Source organism: Neorhizobium puerariae, from assembly GCF_042429745.1.
In the GTDB taxonomy this organism is placed as follows: Bacteria; Pseudomonadota; Alphaproteobacteria; order Rhizobiales; family Rhizobiaceae; genus Neorhizobium; species Neorhizobium puerariae.
Genome location: NZ_JBHMAA010000032.1, coordinates 111194 through 127093 on the forward strand (window position 1 = coordinate 111194; position 15900 = coordinate 127093).

Consider the following 15900-nt stretch of genomic DNA (forward strand, 5'->3'; position numbering starts at 1 on the left):
GAAGCTTCTGCACAGGTCAGATGAAAGACCAGATCGCAGCCGAACTGGTCACACCCGCCAAGGCTGCGAACAGAACCAGCATGAAGCTCCAGTTCCTCCGCCCTTCGAAGTCGTCGCCGCTGTACTGGTCGTTGGCGTGAACCAGATGCAGGGTCCGTGAACGCACCGGTCCGTCAACGGGTCCACCGATTTCCAGCCGGCATGCCTTATTCCTCGTGCTCATGATCATCACGCAAGCGCCTCCCTCGCTCTAGTGACTACATGATCAGTGTAAGCCCGCCGATTTTCTACCGCTAGTCATGAAATCTTCACGATGCGTTTTTTATTTCCGGCCGGTGGATATCCCTGCCGCACCGCAACAACGGAATGCCGGCGGCAAATCCACTTTCCGATAAAGTGCAGATTTCAGAAGGCTTTAGGCCGTTCGATGCGAATGACCTGCGGCTCGCCGACCAGATAACTTTCAGCCTTGATCGCATCGACCGCCTTGCGGATCGAAGCCTCGGTCGTTGCATGGGTAACCAGGATGATCGTCTTCGGGCTGTCGTCGGCCGTTTCCGGATTCGCCCGCTGCATGATCGATTCCAGCGATATATTGTTTTCGGCCATGCGGGCCGCGATGCTGGCGAAAACGCCAGTGCGATCCACCACCGTGATTCGGATGAAATAGCCGCCTTCATGGCTGCGCATGCGCGCCCGCTTGTAGGGGGCAAGCGCTGCCGCCGGCGTGCCCAGGACCGGGACGCGCTGGGCGCCAGGACGGCTCTTGGCGATGTCGGCGATATCGCCGAGCACGGCGGATGCGGTCGCGTTGCCGCCGGCGCCCGGACCGACCATCAGCAGTTCGCCAAGGATATCGGATTCGATCGCCACCGCATTGGTGACGCCATCGACCTGGGCAATCACCGAATCATGCGGCACCATGGTCGGATGCACGCGCTGCTCGATGCCGCTCTCGGTCTTCTGGGCGACGCCGAGAAGCTTGATCCGATAACCGAGATCGGATGCCGCCCGGATGTCCTCGATCGAGATGTTGGTGATGCCTTCCAGATAGATCTCGTCGGCGGCAATCTCCGTGCCGAAAGCAAGTGTCGTCAGGATGGCCAGCTTATGGGCCGTATCATTGCCCTCGATATCGAAGGCGGGATCGGCTTCGGCGTAACCCAGACGCTGCGCTTCCCTGAGGCAATCGGCAAAGGAAAGCCCCTCCTTCTCCATCCGGGTCAGGATGTAGTTGCAGGTGCCGTTCATGATGCCGTAGACGCGTGAGACGGTATTGCCCGTCAGCGATTCACGGAGCGCCTTGATGACCGGAATGCCGCCGGCAACGGCCGCCTCGAAATTGAGGAGCGCGCCCTTGTCTTCGGCGATCCTGGCAAGTTCCACGCCGGAAGCCGCAAGCAGCGCCTTGTTGGCGGTCACCACATGGAGACCCCGTTCCAGTGCTGCACGGACGGATTCCGCGGCCGGACCATTGGCGCCGCCTATCAATTCCACGAAAACATCGATATCGGCTTCCGCCGCGAGCTTCTGAGGCGTGTCGAACCAGGTGATGCCAGAAATGTCGATACCGCGGTCGCGCTTCCTGTCGCGCGCCGTGACTGCGGTGATCTCGATCGGACGACCGCACGTCACAGCAAGCTCGTTCGCGCGGTTCTGGATGATCCGGACGAGCGAGGCACCCACGGTGCCGAGACCCGCAATGCCGACTTTGAGGGCATCTGCCATGCTATTCTTCCTGGTTTGATGAAGGTGGCGGCCCGCGCCGGGGCCGCCCTATGCAAAATCCGGTCAGCGGCGCGTATTGAGCGAGATGACGTTATGCATCGTGTCATCCGCCGTCGACAGGAACTTCTTGATATTGCGGGCAGCCTGGCGGATGCGATGCTCGTTCTCGACGAGCGCCAGACGGACGTAGTCGTCGCCCATCTCGCCGAAGCCGATGCCGGGGGCGACCGCGACGTCCGCCTTCTCGACGAGGAGCTTGGAGAATTCCAGCGATCCGAGATGGCGGAACTTTTCCGGGATCTTCGCCCAGGCGAACATGGTCGCGGCAGGCGGCGGCACTTCGAAGCCGGCCTTGCCGAAGCTGTCCACCATCACGTCGCGGCGGCGCTTGTAGACGTTGCGGACCTCCGCGATGTCGGAGCCGTCGCCGTTCAGCGCGTGGGTCGCGGCCACCTGGATCGGCGTGAAGGCGCCGTAATCGAGGTAGGACTTCACCCGCGTCAGAGCCGAGATCAGCCGCTCGTTGCCGACCGCAAAGCCCATGCGCCAGCCGGGCATGGAGAAGGTCTTCGACATGGAGGTGAACTCGACCGTGACGTCCATCGCGCCCGGCACCTGCAGGACGGACGGCGGCAGCACGTCGTCGAAATAGATTTCCGAATAGGCCAGGTCGGAAAGGACGATGATGTCGTGCTTCTTCGCAAAGGCCACGACTTCCTTGTAGAAATCGAGCGTCGCGACGAAGGCCGTCGGGTTGGACGGGTAGTTGAGGATCAGAGCCAGCGGCTTCGGGATCGAGTGCTTCACCGCACGCTCCAGCGGCGGGAAGAAGCTGTCGTCCGGCTCGACCGACATGGAGCGGATCACGCCGCCAGCCATCAGGAAGCCGAAGGCATGGATCGGATAGGTCGGGTTCGGGCAGAGGATCACGTCGCCCGGCGCGGTGATCGCCTGCGCCATGTTGGCGAAGCCTTCCTTGGAGCCGAGCGTCGCGACGACCTGCGTCTCCGGATTGAGCTTCACGCCGAACCGGCGTGCATAATAGGCGGCCTGGGCGCGACGCAGGCCCGGAATGCCCTTCGACGAGGAATATCGGTGCGTGCGCGGGTCCTGCACCACTTCGCACAGCTTGTCGACGATCGCCTTGGGCGTCGGGAGGTCGGGATTGCCCATGCCGAGATCGATAATGTCGGCGCCACCCGCTCGCGCGCTCGCCTTCAAACGGTTGACCTGTTCGAAAACGTATGGCGGCAGTCGCCGGACCTTATGAAACTCTTCCATGGCTCCCTCGAAGATGGATGCTGCAAGCAGGCGTCATTGCGCTGCTTCGTGGCGCATCTTAGGCGATTTGTGCTTTGCGGCCAAATACGGCGAAACGCAAGCGCTATTTGGTGATATTGGCCAATGCGTCGCTGCCGTGTTCGGCGGCAAGCTTGCGGTATTCGGCCACGCGCCGCTGATACTCCGCTTCCGAGATCGAACCGGCCTTGCGGGCGCGGGCGAGAGCGGCGAGCCTGGGCTCGCTCTTCTTGTAATCCTCGTCCTCGATCTGCTCGGCGGCTGCGGTCAGCGTCGGATCGAAGGTGGGATAGGCGCCGGTGTCCCTCCTGACGACGGGACCGGGCGGCGGCGCGGCCTTCGACTGGGCGATCACGGCCGGCGGCGGCGTGTTGGGGATGCCGTCGTCGAGCGCAAACCCCTTGCTGTTGCAGCCCGTCAAAAGAGGCAGCGCGCCGAGACCGACAAAAAGCGGTAAGCCTACGATCCTATGCCTCAGTTTTTTCATGTCCGTTGCCCAGTTCTCACCCCTCGAATACATCCACCTGGATGCTCCGATCGCTGGCACTTGTATTCGCTTTCAGGCACAATGTACAAACGAAAACAAACGACAGTTCACCGGGAGGTCGCGCGTGGCGGAAAAGACCGAGGACAAGGGTAGCGCCGGACGGGAATTTCCGGGCTTCGACCCCAAATCGGTCGAGGCCTACATGGTCAGGGACCCGCAGGCGCTTGCGATGAATTTCGCCCGCGCCGCCGAGAATCTCGGCAAGGCGGCATCCGAATGGCTCGGGCCTCGCGAGCGCGGCGAAATTGCCGAATCGGTCGCCGATCCCCTCACCGACCTCGTCAGGACGCTTTCCAGGGTTACGGAATACTGGATATCCGAACCGAAGCGCACGCTGGAAGCGCAGACCATGCTCTTCGCCAGCTACATGGGCATCTGGACGCGCACGCTCAGCCAGTTCTCCGGCGAACCTGCGGCCGCAACGGAAGCGGACGCGCTGCCGAAGGACAAGCGTTTTTCCGATGAGGACTGGGTGAAGAACCCGTTCTTCGCCTTCCTCAGGCAGGTCTATCTCGTCACCGCCTCCTGGGCCGAGAAACTGGTCAGCGAGGCCGAAGGGCTCGACGAACATACCCGGCACAAGGCCGCCTTCTACGTGAGGCAGATCACCGCCGCTCTCTCGCCGGTCAATTTCGCCCTCACCAATCCCGAAGTCTACCGCGAGACCGTCGCCACCAGCGGCGCCAATCTGGTGGCCGGCATGAAGATGCTTGCGGAGGATATCGCCGCCGGCGGCGGCGAGCTTCGCCTGCGCCATACCGACGCGACGAAATTCGCGATCGGCCACAATCTGGCGCTGACGCCGGGCAAGGTGATCGCCCAGAGCGACATATGCGAGATCCTCCAGTACGAACCGTCGACCGAAACGGTGCTGAAACGGCCATTGATGATCGTGCCGCCATGGATCAACAAGTTCTATATCCTCGACCTCAACCCGCAGAAGAGCTTCATCAAGTGGTGTGTCGACCAGGGACATACCGTCTTCGTCATCTCCTGGGTCAATCCGGACGCGCGGCATGCCAGGAAGGACTGGGAATCCTACATGCGCGAGGGCATCGACTTCGCGCTGCAGACGATCGAGAAGGCGACCGGCGAGAAGCAGGTGAACGCCATCGGCTATTGCGTCGGCGGGACGTTGCTCGCCGCCACGCTCGCCTACCACGCGAAGGAGAAGAACCGCCGGATCGCCTCCGCCACCTTCCTCACCACGCAGGTCGATTTCACCCATGCGGGAGACCTGAAGGTCTTCGTCGACGAGGAACAGCTCGCCGCGATCGAAAAGCAGATGAACGCCGCCGGCTATCTCGAAGGGTCGAAGATGGCGATGGCCTTCAACATGCTGCGCGCCTCGGAACTCATCTGGCCCTATGTGGTGAATAATTACCTCAAGGGACAGGACCCCCTGCCCTTCGACCTGCTCTACTGGAATTCCGATTCGACGCGCATGGCGGCCGCCAACCACGCCTTTTACCTGCGCAACTGCTATCTCAACAACAACCTGAGCAAGGGCGAGATGACGCTCGGCGGCAAGACGATCTCGCTGAAGGACATCAAGATCCCGGTCTACAATCTCGCCACCCGGGAGGATCATATCGCGCCCCCGAAGTCCGTATTCCTCGGTTCATCGCTTTTCGGGGGACCGGTGGATTTCGTGGTGACCGGCTCCGGCCATATCGCCGGCGTGGTCAACCCGCCTGACAAGCAGAAATACCAGTACTGGACCGGCGGCAAGGCGAAGGGCGAATACGAGGACTGGATGGCCGCGGCCGAGGAAACCAGGGGCTCATGGTGGCCGCACTGGCATGCCTGGATCGAGGACAGGAACGACCAGCGCGTGCCGGCCCGCAAGCCCGGCGGCTCGGCCCTGAATGCCATCGCCGACGCGCCCGGCACGTACGTCCTCGCCCGCGTCTGAACACCCATCCGATGCGTTTTCACCCGCCGCTCGTCCCCGCGACCCTCCTGCAGCGCTACAAGCGCTTCCTTTTCGACGCCATCGCCGAAGACGGCACGCCGTTCACCGGCTCATGCCCGAATACCGGCTCGATGCGGGGGTTGACCGCGCCCGGCTCGAAAATCTGGGTTTCGCTGCACGACAGCCCGACGCGCAAGTACCGCCATATGTTCGAGATGGTCGAAGTGGACGGAGAAGTGGTCGGCATCAATACCGGCCTGCCGAACAAGCTGGCGGACGAAGCAATCCGGGCCGGGCTGATCCCGAGCCTCGCGGACTACGAGACCATCCTTCCGGAACAACGTTACGGCCGCAATTCGCGCATCGACTTCCTGCTTTCGGGGGCCGAGCTGCCCGACGCCTATGTGGAGGTCAAGAACGTACACTACAGCCGGACACAGGGACTGGCGGAATTTCCCGATACCGTCACGAAGCGCGGAGCCAAGCATCTGGAAGAACTCGGCGACATGGCTGACCGGGGTCACCGGGCGGTGATGATCTACCTGATCCAGCGGCACGACTGCGAACGCTTCTCGATCTGCGCCGACCTCGACCCGCTCTATGCGGCTGCTTTCCAACGGGCAAAGGGCCGCGGTGTTGAAGCCTATGCGGTTCGCTGCCGGGTTTCGCCGGACGAAATCGCGCCTTCCGGACTGATCCCCGTCGATGATCTCGCCGAACCTCACGCCTGGTGGCCCTCTTGACAGAGGACATTTCGGTCGCGCCGGCCGGCTGCAATCACCGGCACCGGAAGTTGCCGAGAAACCGGTCACAAATCGCTGATCCCGATAGACGAACCGGGGGCTGCTGCTTTATGAACGGAGAAATTGCGGGAAAAGAACCATGGTCAACTATATCGAGGCGGTTTCCGCCCCAATGAAGAACACGGGCGCGATCCGGCTCTATACACCGGAAGACTTCGCCGGCATGCGCAAGGCCTGCCTGCTGACGGCGCGCTGCCTTGACGAACTTGCGGCGATCGTGAAGCCGGGTATCACCACCAATGCGATCGATCGTTTCGTGTTCGAATTCGGCATGGATCACGGCGCCCTGCCTGCGACGCTGAATTACCGGGGCTACAAATACTCGGTCTGCACCTCCATCAACCACGTCGTCTGCCATGGGATGCCCGACGACAAGCCGCTGCGCGAAGGGGATATCGTCAACATCGACGTGACCTATATCCTCGACGGCTGGCATGGGGATTCGAGCCGCATGTATCCGGTCGGCCAGATCAAGCGCGCCGCCGAGCGCCTGCTCGAAGTCACCTATGAATGCCTTCTGCGCGGCATCGCCGCCGTCCGTCCCGGCGCCCGCACGGGTGCGATCGGCGAAGCGATCCAGACCTATGCGGAGGCGGAACGCTGCTCGGTGGTGCGCGATTTCTGCGGCCATGGCGTCGGCAAGCTTTTCCATGACTCGCCGAACATCCTCCACTACGGCCGCGCCGACGAGGGACCGGAGATGAAGGAAGGCATGATCTTCACCATCGAGCCGATGATCAATCTCGGCAAACCGCATGTGAAAGTGCTTTCGGACGGCTGGACCGCCGTCACGCGCGACCGGTCGCTTTCAGCACAATACGAGCATGCGGTCGGCGTGACGGCCACGGGTTGCGAAATCTTCACCCTGTCGCCTGCGGGCCTCGACCGGCCAGGCCTGCCGTCGCTTCCGAGGTAGTCATGGCGAACCGCTCGGCTCCTCCGCCGGACGACCAGACCTCTTTCATCGACGATGAACGCGGCTTTTTCGCCGAGCAGCTTTCGAAGCCGAAAGCCATCAAGAAATCCCCCGCTCCCCCCAAGGAGGAGCCGGGCGCCCATTACCATGGGCATCGCGACCGGCTGCGTGCGAAATACCGTGAGCATGGCGATACGGCGCTGGCCGATTACGAGATGCTCGAACTTCTTCTCTTCCGCTCCATTCCCCAAAGAGACACGAAACCCATCGCCAAGGCGTTGCTCGACCGGTTCGGCAATCTCGCCGGCGTCTTCGGCGCATCGGCCGCGCTGCTGCAGGAGGTCAAAGGCGTCGGCGAGTCCGTCGCGCTCGACCTGAAGCTCGTCGCGACCGTCGGCCAGCGAATCCTGAAGAGCGAGTTGCGGGACAAGCAGGTCCTTTCCTCCTGGTCGTCGGTGATCGACTACTGCCATGCGGCCATGGCCTACGAATCCCGCGAACAGTTCCGCATCCTCTTTCTGGACAAGCGCAATGTGCTGATCGCCGACGAGGTGCAGGGCCATGGCACGGTCGACCATACGCCGGTCTATCCCCGCGAAGTGGTGCGCCGGGCTTTGGAGCTTTCGGCCACGGCGATTATCCTGGTCCACAATCACCCAAGCGGTGATCCGACGCCTTCGCGCGCCGATATCGACATGACGAGGACGATCATCGATACCGCAAAGCCGCTCGGGATCACGGTGCACGACCACATCATCATCGGCAAGGACGGGCATGTCAGCCTGAAAGGCCTCAGGCTGATCTGAGCGGGCATCAGGCCGGATATCCGATGCCTGCCCGAATCCTAGGCCATCTGGACCAGATGGCCTGCCGAGACCTCGCGATATTCCCGTTTCGGCGGAAGGTAATCCATGCCGCGGACAGGGCTCTTCAATTCGTCGCTGGAAATGCCCCGGCGGATGCCGCGGCGCGCCGGGTCCGGCACCGGCACGGCCGCCATCAGCTTCTTCGTATAGGGATGCTGCGGGTTCTCGAAGACCGCGGCGCGCGGGCCGATCTCGACGATCTCGCCGAGATACATGACCGCGACGCGGTGGCTGACGCGCTCCACCACCGCCATGTCGTGGGAAATAAACAGGAACGCCAGATTGAGGCTCTGTTGCAGGTCGAGCAGGAGGTTGCAGACCTGCGCCTTGATCGACACGTCGAGCGCCGAGACGCTTTCGTCGGCGACGATCACCTTGGGGTCGAGCGAAAGCGCACGGGCGATCGCGATGCGCTGCCGCTGGCCGCCGGAGAACTCGTGCGGGTAGCGGCTTGCCATGTCCGGCGAAAGCCCAACCTTGCGCAAGAGGTCGACCGTCTTCTCCCTTGCCTCCTTCGCCGTCCCGAGCTTGTGCTTGATGAACGGTTCGGCGATCGCCGCGCCCACCGTCATGCGCGGGTTGAGCGAGGAGAACGGGTCCTGGAAGATCATCTGGATCGTCTTGCGCATGTTGCGCAGGCCGATGCCGTCCAGCCGCAGGACGTCGTAGCCATCGAGGGCCACCTCGCCGCCGGTCGGCTCGATCAGCCGCATGATCGAGCGGCCTGTCGTCGACTTGCCGCAGCCGGATTCACCGACCAGTGACAGCGTCTCGCCCTGAAAGAGATCGAAGGAAATGTTCTCGACCGCATGCACCGCACCGGTCTGGCGAGCGAAAAGGCCGGAACGGACCGGGAAGCGCGTCACGAGATTGCGGACCGCGAGGACCGGTGTCCGGCCCCTGGCGACGGTATCGGCAATCTCTTCTGGCTCAGCCGTCTCCCCCGTCTTCATGTCGACGACGGCGAAGCGCGTCGGCCATCTATGGTTCCGCATGGAGCCAAGCCTGGGCACGGCGGAAAGCAGCGCGCGCGTGTAGGGATGCTTGCCGTGCTGGAAGATCTCTTCCGTGGGACCGCTTTCCACCGCCTCTCCGCGATACATGACGATGGTGCGATCGGCGATCTCAGCCACCACGCCCATGTCATGGGTGATGAAGAGCACGGACATGCCCTCCTCTTCCTGCAACACCTTGATAAGGTCGAGAATCTGTCCCTGAATGGTGACATCGAGCGCCGTGGTCGGCTCGTCGGCGATCAGCAGCTTCGGCTTGGACGCCAGCGCCATGGCGATCATCACGCGCTGGCGCATGCCGCCCGAAAACTGGTGCGGATAGTCGTCGAAGCGCGACGACGCGTTGGGTATGCGGACCTTTTCCAGAAGCCGCACAGTCTGCGCGCGCGCCTCCTGTTTCGACAGGCCCTTGTGGCGGGTCAGCACCTCGGAGATCTGCCGGCCGATCGTGAAGATCGGGTTGAGTGAAGTCATCGGCTCCTGGAAGATCATCGAGGCGCCGTTGCCGCGCACGCCGCGCATCTCCTTTTCGGGGAGCGCGAGAAGGTCCGTGCCGGCAAGCTCGATCCTGCCTTCGATGCGGCTCGACCCCGGCGCCAGCAACCGCATGATCGACAATGACGTGACGCTCTTGCCGGAACCGGACTCACCGACGATCGCCACTGTTTCGCCCGGACGCACGTCGAAGGAAACATTGCGCACGACGCTCTTCCATTCGCCGTCGATGAGAAAGGACGTCGTGAGGTTCTGGACGGAGAGGACGGGGGTCGAGGTCATGCCGGTTTCCATGGGGTCGCGAAGGAGGCGGAGGGCCGGCCTTCCGCCTCGCGGGCGGCTTCCAGCTCGGCGATCTTCTGGTCGATGATGCGGCGGTCGATCATGCCATGCGGGTTTTCGCGGGTCGGCATGGTCTCGGCGACATGCAGGAAGCGTTCCTGCGCCACGGCGTAGAGCCGGCGCAATTCCTTCAGCGGGTCCGCATGATCATCCGCGTGGATGCGCAGCCAGGCATAGTCCTGGTCGCGGCAGAGGACCATGGCGGCGGACTGCCTGCCGCGCTTGTCGCCGCCGGCCGCCTCGCCGGCATCCATGGCGTCGAGCAGGCGTTCGGCAAGCGGCACGCCTGCCGCGGCCTTTTCCCTGTAGACCCTCAGCGTCTCGGCGATCACCTGTGGACCGGCCAGCATGTTGCCCGCGACGGAGACACCGTCGTCCACCAGATGCCCGGCCCAGTCGACGCAGGCATCGCCGGTATAGGCGACATTCCGGCCGTTCGCGTCGATCAGGTGAAACTGGCGCTGCCGCCGCCCGTCGTCGCGGGAAGTCAGCGCCTCGACGATCTCCTGCGGCGCCTTGCCCTCTTCGAGCAACTTCAATCCATCGGTGCCATAAAGCGGGCTGACGAAGGCCTGCGTGGCCACGGCCCCCACCCTGCCCTTGATATGCGGCACGGCGCTGCCCACCGCGAAGAAACGGCTCGCCACGGCAATGCCGAGATGGCCGGTCTGCGGATCGCGTGCGACGATCGACCAGGTCATGGATTACCTCCCTACCGCATAGGCCTGCATCAGGCGCGGCGTCGCCGCCGCCCGCATCAGGCCGTCGGCATCGCGGCGGGCCGCCGTCAGCCGGCCGACGCTCCACGGATCGGCCACCGTCACCTGATGGCCGCGGCGACGCAGCTCGTCGAGCACGTCCACGCCGATATTGCTTTCCACCATGATGTTTCCCGGCTGGCTGGTGCGCGGATAGAAGGAGCCGGGGAAATGCGTCGTGTGGAAGAGCGGCATGTCGATCGCCGCCTGCAGGTTCTTCCTGTGATGGACGTAGCGCAGGAAGAAGGGAAGCTGCCATTGATCCTGCTGGTCGCCGCCGGGCGTGCCGAAGACGAGCGTCGGCCGCCCCTGATGCAGCGCGAGCGACGGGGTGAGCGTGGTGCGCGGCCTCTTTCCCGGCGCCAGGGATGTCGGCAGGCCGGGTTTCAGCCAGAACATCTGGGCGCGCGAGTTGAGCGCGAAGCCAAGGCCCGGCACGATCGGCGAGGACTGCAGCCAGCCGCCGGACGGCGTGGTCGAGACCATGTTGCCCCAGCGGTCGATGACATCGATATGCACCGTGTCGCCGCGCTTTTCGGTCAGGTGCGACATGGTGGGTTCATAGACCGCGCCCTTGCCGCTCACGTCCGCCAGCATCGCCATGGTGAGGTCGAACTGATTGTCGTAACCCGGTACGCGCCCGGGCCGCAGTTCCAGCGATGCGGTTTCACCGATCAGCTTGCGCCGTTCGGCATTGTAGCCTTCCGAGAGCAGGTATTCCGTCGGAATCTGCGCGAATTCCGGGTCGCCGTAATAGACTTCACGGTCGGCATAGGCGAGCTTCATCGCCTCCACGACCACATGCACGAAATCCGGGCCGGCGGGGTCGATGGCGGAGAGATCGAAGCCCTTCAGCAGGGCGAGCGATTGCAGGAGGACCGGCCCCTGCCCCCAGGCCGGCGTCTTGGCGATCGTCCAGTCGTGATAGTCGTAGGTCTGCGGCGCTTCGACCGTCGCCTGCCAGTTCGCCATGTCGTCGGCGGTCAGGACGCCCTTGTGGCGCGCGCCGCTGGCGTCCATCACCGCCGTGGTGCTGGCATACCGGTCGATCGCCTCCGCCACGAAGCCCCGGTAGAAGGCATCGCGGGCGGCTTCGATCTGGTTTTCGCGGCCTGTCCTGGCTTCCGCCTCGGCGATGATCCGCTTCCAGGTCTCCGCCAGGACCGGATTCTTGAAATTGCCGAGCGGTTCGGGCACCGCCCCGCCCGGCAGCCACGTCGCATGGGATGTCGGCCATTCCTTCTCGAAGAAGCCGGCCAGCCCCCGGATGGTGGCGGAAACGCGGGCGAGCATCGGATGCCCCTGCCCGGCGTAATAGATCGCCGGCTCCAGAACCTCGCGCACGCTCATCGTGCCGTAGTCGCGCAACATCAGCATCCAGCCGTCGAAGGCGCCCGGAATGACGGTTGCGAGCAGGCCGTCGCCCGGGATCAGCTTCAGGCCTTCGGAGGTGTAGTGCTCGATCGTGGCACCTGCGGGCGCGGTCCCCTGCGCGCAGATGACTTCGACCTTGTCCTTGCTCCTCGAATAGAAGACCGCCGGCATGTCGCCGCCCGGACCGCACAGATGCGGCTCGACGATCTGCAGCACGAAGCCGGTCGCCACCGCCGCGTCGAAGGCGTTGCCGCCCTTTTCGAGGATCGCCATCCCGACGGCGGACGCAATCCAGTGGGTCGAGGTGACCACGCCGAACGTGCCGAGGATCTCAGGTCTTGTGGTGAATTCGGTCATTTTCGGAAATCCTTGTTCAAAACTCATGCTTCGCGCGGATCGAGTGCGTCACGCAAGCCGTCACCGAGCAGATTGAAGCCGATGACGACGAGGAAGATTGCAACGCCCGGCCACATGGCCATCCAGGGCGCCTGGCTCAGGAAGTTCTTGGCGACGTTCAGCATGGAGCCCCAGGACGGGGCCGGCGGCTGCTGGCCGAGGCCGAGGAAGGAAAGGCTCGCCTCGGCGATGATCGCGGTCGCGATCGTCAGTGTCGCCTGCACGATGATCGGCGCCACGACATTCGGCAGGATGTAACGGACCATGATGTCGAAGTGGCTGAGGCCTATCGAGCGGGCGCCCTCGACATAATCCTCCGTCTTGACCGCAAGCACCTGGCCGCGCGTCAGCCGCACGAAGATCGGCATGGCCGAAAGGCCGATCGCGATCATCGCATTCATCAGGCTCGGCCCCAGGAAGGCCGCGAGCGCGATCGCCATGATCAGGAACGGCATGGCGAGCAGCGCCTCGGTGATGCGCGAGATCACCATGTCCACCCAGCCGCCGAAATAGCCGGCGACAAGCCCGAAGGGCACGCCGATGCAGACGGCGATCGTCACCGAGAAGATGCCGGCCATCAGCGAGGCCTGCGCACCCCAGATCATCCGGGAGAGAATGTCGCGGCCGAGATCGTCGGTGCCGAGCCAGTGCGCGGCCGACGGCGCCTTGCGGATCGCCGACCAGCTCGTGGCGACCGGATCGGCGATCGGCAGGATGGGCGCGGCGATGGCAAGGACCGCGAAGAACAGCACGATCGCCGCGCCGATCACCGCACTTTTGTTCCTCTTCATCTTGCGCCAGGCGCGGCTTTCGGCACGGCTGGCCGCCGCGACGGGCGGGGCCTGGTCGATGGTGGTCATATCGTTGCCCTCAGACGCGGATTGAGCAGGACGTAAAGAACGTCCGCAATGAGGTTCATCAGGATGAAGCCGACCGCCGTGCAGAGCACGACGCCCTGCACCACCGCGTAGTCCCGGTTGAAGACGGCATCGACGATCAGCTTGCCGAAGCCGGGGATGGTGAAGATCTGCTCGGTCAGCACCGCACCGGCGAGCAGTTCGCCGAAGAGCAGCGCCGAAAGCGTCACGACCGGCAGAAGCGCATTGCGGAAACTGTGGCTCAGGACCACCTCGCGCGGCGAAAGCCCCTTGGCGCGGGCGGTCCGGATGTAGTCGGCGCTCATCACGCCCACCATGGCCGAGCGCGTATGGCGCATCAGCGTCGCGGCCAGCGCGTTGCCGAGCACGAAAGCCGGCATGACCATGGTCTGCAGCGACCTCACCGGATCGGCGAAGATCGATTCATACCCGGATGCCGGCAGCCAGCCGAGCTGCACGGAAATCAGCAGGATCAGCATGATGCCGAGCCAGAAATTCGGGATCGACAGGCCCGAAAGAGCAACGATGTTGGCGACATAATCGATCATGGTGTTCTTCTTGACGGCCGCCAGGATGCCGATCGGAATGCCGATCAACATGGCGAAGAACATGGCCATGACGGCGAGCTGGATCGTCACCGGAAGCTTCTGCAGGACGAGCTCCAGGACAGGCTGGTTGGTGCGCAGCGAAACGCCGAAATCGCCGGTCAGGATGCCGCCCAGCCAGTAGAAATACTGCACGATCACCGGATCGTTCAGGCGGTATTTTTCGCGCAGGAATTCGATGACGGCGGGATCGCGCTCCTCGCCGGCCATGGTCAGGACCGGATCGCCTGGAAGCAGCTTCTGCAGCGAGAAGACGAAGATGGAGATGATCAGCAGGGTCGGGATCGCGACCAGCAGACGCTTTCCGATGTAGACAGGCATTGCCGCCCCCTTTGTTGCAAAGGCGGGTTGGAAAGGTGCCGCACGGGATCACTTCCCCGCGCGGCACAAGCGGATCAGCCCTTCTTTACGCCCTGAAGGCGGATCATGCCGTCGGGAGAAGGCACGAAACCGGTGACGTTCTTCTTGTAGGCCCAGATCCACGACTGGTGGCCGAGATAGATGACCGGCAGCTCGTCGTTCAGGATGACGCCCGCCGCATCGTATTTCTGCTTGCGGACCGCATCGTCGGTCGAGGCGCGCGCTTCGTTGAGCAGCTTGTCGACTTCCGGATTGCAGTACTTGGTGTCGTTGATGCCACCCTTGCAACTGATGAACTGGTGGATGTTGCCATCCGGATCGACACGGCCGGACCAGTCCGAACGGCTGAGCTGGTAGTTGCCGCGGGTCTGCTCGTCGAGCAGCGTCGCGAATTCCGTCGACTTCAGGCTGACGTCGAAACCGGCTTCCGCCACCATCGACTGGACGATCTGCATCATCTGCGCCGCGACCGGGTTGTTCGGGATCTGCAGCTCGACCGGAACCCGGTCCAGGCCCGCTTCCCTGATCAGCGCCCTGGCCTTGTCGACATCCCGGGCAGGAACCGGGATCGCCTTGTTGTACCACGGGCTGTTCGGCGGATACGGCTGGTTGCCGCCCACGGCCGTGCCTTCGTAGACGATCTGGTTCAGCGCATCGCGATCGATCGCCAGCGAGAAGGCCTGGCGCAGGCGCTTGTCCTTGCCGAACGGATTGTCGGCGCGCGGGCCGTTGCCGATATTCGCATAAAGCGCCATGTAGCCGATATTGACGACGGAATCGAATTTCAGGCCTGCTTCCGACTTGACCGACGCGACGTCGGTCGGGGCCAGGCGTTCGATGAAATCGAGGTCGCCGGAGCGGAGGTTGGCGAGGCGCACGGTCGTATCCGGGATCGGCAGATAGGTCACCTTGTCGATCAGGATCTTGTCCTTGTCCCAGTAGTCGGCGAATTTTTCGAGCACGATACGGTCCTGCTGGACGCGCTCGACGAACTTGAACGGACCGGCGCAGACGGGCCGGGAGCCGAAATTGGCGCCGAGCTCCCTGGCCGCCTTCGGCGAGACGATCATGCCGGCGCGGTCGGACAGCTGGGCAAGCAGCGTGACGTCGGGAGCCTTGAGGGTGAACGTGATTTCCAGCGGGCCGCTCGCCTCGACCTTCGCGACCGAGGTCAGCTCGCTCTTCCGGCGCGATTCCGGCAGGGTCATGTTGCGTTCGATGGTGGCGACGGCGGCGGCGGCATCCAACGCGGTGCCATCATGGAACCTGACGCCGTCCCGGAGCTTCATGGTGAGTTCCTTGCCGTCGGCGGACCACTTCCACTCGGTCGCAAGCTGGGGAACGATCTTCAGGTCCGGCGAAACGTCAACCAGCTTGTCGCAGAGCGCGGTGTAGACGATGCGGCCCACGAAGGTTCGGGACTGGGCCGGATCGAGGACGTCCGCATCATCCTGAAGGCCAATGCGCAGTTCGGCGGACATGGCCGGAAAGGCGAGAAGCGCGCCGGCAAGCAGCGCTGTCGTCAGCTTGGCAAGTCGTTTCATTTGGTCATTCCTCTCTGTTTAGCTTGGTTCCTGTTTTGCTTCGTCCGGTTTTTTCACCGGC

14 protein-coding genes are annotated in these 15900 nt (G+C 63.5%); 4 read left to right on the plus strand and 10 right to left on the minus strand.

Annotated features, from left to right (window positions below; translation table 11 throughout):
* Window positions 1–16: 16 nt before the first annotated feature.
* The 4 genes from ACFFP0_RS24950 to ACFFP0_RS24965 all read right to left on the minus strand — a co-directional run bounded on the left by ACFFP0_RS24950 (window position 17) and on the right by ACFFP0_RS24965 (window position 3514).
* Complete coding sequence (locus ACFFP0_RS24950) at window positions 17–223, minus strand: hypothetical protein (protein WP_377264922.1); 207 nt, start codon at window positions 221–223, stop codon at window positions 17–19.
* 182 nt (window positions 224–405) lie between these two features.
* Window positions 406–1728, minus strand: coding sequence for a homoserine dehydrogenase (locus tag ACFFP0_RS24955; protein ID WP_377264923.1), 1323 nt, complete (start codon window positions 1726–1728; stop codon window positions 406–408).
* Between the two features lie 63 nt (window positions 1729–1791).
* Window positions 1792–3009: an LL-diaminopimelate aminotransferase gene (locus ACFFP0_RS24960; RefSeq protein WP_377264924.1), complete on the minus strand. Its 1218-nt coding sequence runs from the start codon at window positions 3007–3009 to the stop codon at window positions 1792–1794.
* 103 nt (window positions 3010–3112) lie between these two features.
* Window positions 3113–3514, minus strand: a complete 402-nt coding sequence (locus ACFFP0_RS24965; RefSeq protein ID WP_377264925.1) for a hypothetical protein — start codon at window positions 3512–3514, stop codon at window positions 3113–3115.
* A gap of 124 nt (window positions 3515–3638) precedes the next feature.
* Here ACFFP0_RS24965 and phaC point away from each other — a divergent pair, with 124 nt between their 5' ends.
* From phaC to radC, 4 genes are all read left to right on the plus strand, one after another.
* A complete protein-coding gene (gene phaC / locus ACFFP0_RS24970; protein WP_377264926.1) occupies window positions 3639–5489 on the plus strand; it encodes a class I poly(R)-hydroxyalkanoic acid synthase in 1851 nt (616 codons plus the stop codon).
* An 11-nt stretch (window positions 5490–5500) separates the two neighbouring features.
* The gene (gene sfsA / locus ACFFP0_RS24975) at window positions 5501–6232 is read left to right on the plus strand and encodes a DNA/RNA nuclease SfsA (RefSeq protein ID WP_377264927.1); all 732 of its coding nucleotides are present in this window, start codon (window positions 5501–5503) and stop codon (window positions 6230–6232) included.
* A gap of 139 nt (window positions 6233–6371) precedes the next feature.
* Window positions 6372–7208 carry a type I methionyl aminopeptidase gene (map, locus tag ACFFP0_RS24980; protein WP_377264928.1) on the plus strand — a complete coding sequence of 279 codons (837 nt, stop codon included), beginning with the start codon at window positions 6372–6374 and terminating at the stop codon, window positions 7206–7208.
* 2 nt (window positions 7209–7210) lie between these two features.
* On the plus strand, window positions 7211–8014 hold the full coding sequence (radC, locus tag ACFFP0_RS24985) for a RadC family protein (protein ID WP_377264929.1): 804 nt from the start codon (window positions 7211–7213) through the stop codon (window positions 8012–8014).
* A 38-nt stretch (window positions 8015–8052) separates the two neighbouring features.
* Here radC and ACFFP0_RS24990 read toward each other — a convergent pair whose 3' ends face one another.
* From ACFFP0_RS24990 to ACFFP0_RS25015, 6 genes are all read right to left on the minus strand, one after another.
* Window positions 8053–9864: an ABC transporter ATP-binding protein gene (locus tag ACFFP0_RS24990; RefSeq protein WP_377264930.1), complete on the minus strand. Its 1812-nt coding sequence runs from the start codon at window positions 9862–9864 to the stop codon at window positions 8053–8055.
* A complete protein-coding gene (locus ACFFP0_RS24995; RefSeq protein ID WP_377264931.1) occupies window positions 9861–10625 on the minus strand; it encodes a DUF1028 domain-containing protein in 765 nt (254 codons plus the stop codon). The genes ACFFP0_RS24990 and ACFFP0_RS24995 overlap by 4 nt, the downstream gene beginning before the upstream one ends.
* A gap of 3 nt (window positions 10626–10628) precedes the next feature.
* Window positions 10629–12413, minus strand: coding sequence for a gamma-glutamyltransferase family protein (locus ACFFP0_RS25000; protein ID WP_377264932.1), 1785 nt, complete (start codon window positions 12411–12413; stop codon window positions 10629–10631).
* Window positions 12414–12436: 23 nt separating this feature from the next.
* Window positions 12437–13312, minus strand: coding sequence for an ABC transporter permease (locus ACFFP0_RS25005; RefSeq protein ID WP_377264933.1), 876 nt, complete (start codon window positions 13310–13312; stop codon window positions 12437–12439).
* Complete coding sequence (locus ACFFP0_RS25010) at window positions 13309–14256, minus strand: ABC transporter permease (protein WP_377264934.1); 948 nt, start codon at window positions 14254–14256, stop codon at window positions 13309–13311. Before ACFFP0_RS25010 ends, ACFFP0_RS25005 begins: the two co-directional genes overlap by 4 nt.
* A 74-nt stretch (window positions 14257–14330) precedes the next feature.
* Window positions 14331–15839: an ABC transporter substrate-binding protein gene (locus ACFFP0_RS25015; RefSeq protein WP_377264935.1), complete on the minus strand. Its 1509-nt coding sequence runs from the start codon at window positions 15837–15839 to the stop codon at window positions 14331–14333.
* Between the last annotated feature and the right edge of the window lie 61 nt (window positions 15840–15900).

Excerpts from the sequence above, each read along its gene's own strand:
- ACFFP0_RS24950 (WP_377264922.1), bottom strand. The coding sequence starts at position 223 with ATGAGCACGAGGAATAAGGCATGCCGGCTGGAAATCGGTGGACCCGTT.
- ACFFP0_RS24955 (WP_377264923.1), bottom strand. The coding sequence starts at position 1,728 with ATGGCAGATGCCCTCAAAGTCGGCATTGCGGGTCTCGGCACCGTGGGT.
- ACFFP0_RS24960 (WP_377264924.1), bottom strand. The coding sequence starts at position 3,009 with ATGGAAGAGTTTCATAAGGTCCGGCGACTGCCGCCATACGTTTTCGAA.
- ACFFP0_RS24965 (WP_377264925.1), bottom strand. The coding sequence starts at position 3,514 with ATGAAAAAACTGAGGCATAGGATCGTAGGCTTACCGCTTTTTGTCGGT.
- sfsA (WP_377264927.1), top strand. The coding sequence starts at position 5,501 with ATGCGTTTTCACCCGCCGCTCGTCCCCGCGACCCTCCTGCAGCGCTAC.
- map (WP_377264928.1), top strand. The coding sequence starts at position 6,372 with ATGGTCAACTATATCGAGGCGGTTTCCGCCCCAATGAAGAACACGGGC.
- radC (WP_377264929.1), top strand. The coding sequence starts at position 7,211 with ATGGCGAACCGCTCGGCTCCTCCGCCGGACGACCAGACCTCTTTCATC.
- ACFFP0_RS24990 (WP_377264930.1), bottom strand. The coding sequence starts at position 9,864 with ATGACCTCGACCCCCGTCCTCTCCGTCCAGAACCTCACGACGTCCTTT.
- ACFFP0_RS24995 (WP_377264931.1), bottom strand. The coding sequence starts at position 10,625 with ATGACCTGGTCGATCGTCGCACGCGATCCGCAGACCGGCCATCTCGGC.
- ACFFP0_RS25000 (WP_377264932.1), bottom strand. The coding sequence starts at position 12,413 with ATGACCGAATTCACCACAAGACCTGAGATCCTCGGCACGTTCGGCGTG.
- ACFFP0_RS25005 (WP_377264933.1), bottom strand. The coding sequence starts at position 13,312 with ATGACCACCATCGACCAGGCCCCGCCCGTCGCGGCGGCCAGCCGTGCC.
- ACFFP0_RS25010 (WP_377264934.1), bottom strand. The coding sequence starts at position 14,256 with ATGCCTGTCTACATCGGAAAGCGTCTGCTGGTCGCGATCCCGACCCTG.
- ACFFP0_RS25015 (WP_377264935.1), bottom strand. The coding sequence starts at position 15,839 with ATGAAACGACTTGCCAAGCTGACGACAGCGCTGCTTGCCGGCGCGCTT.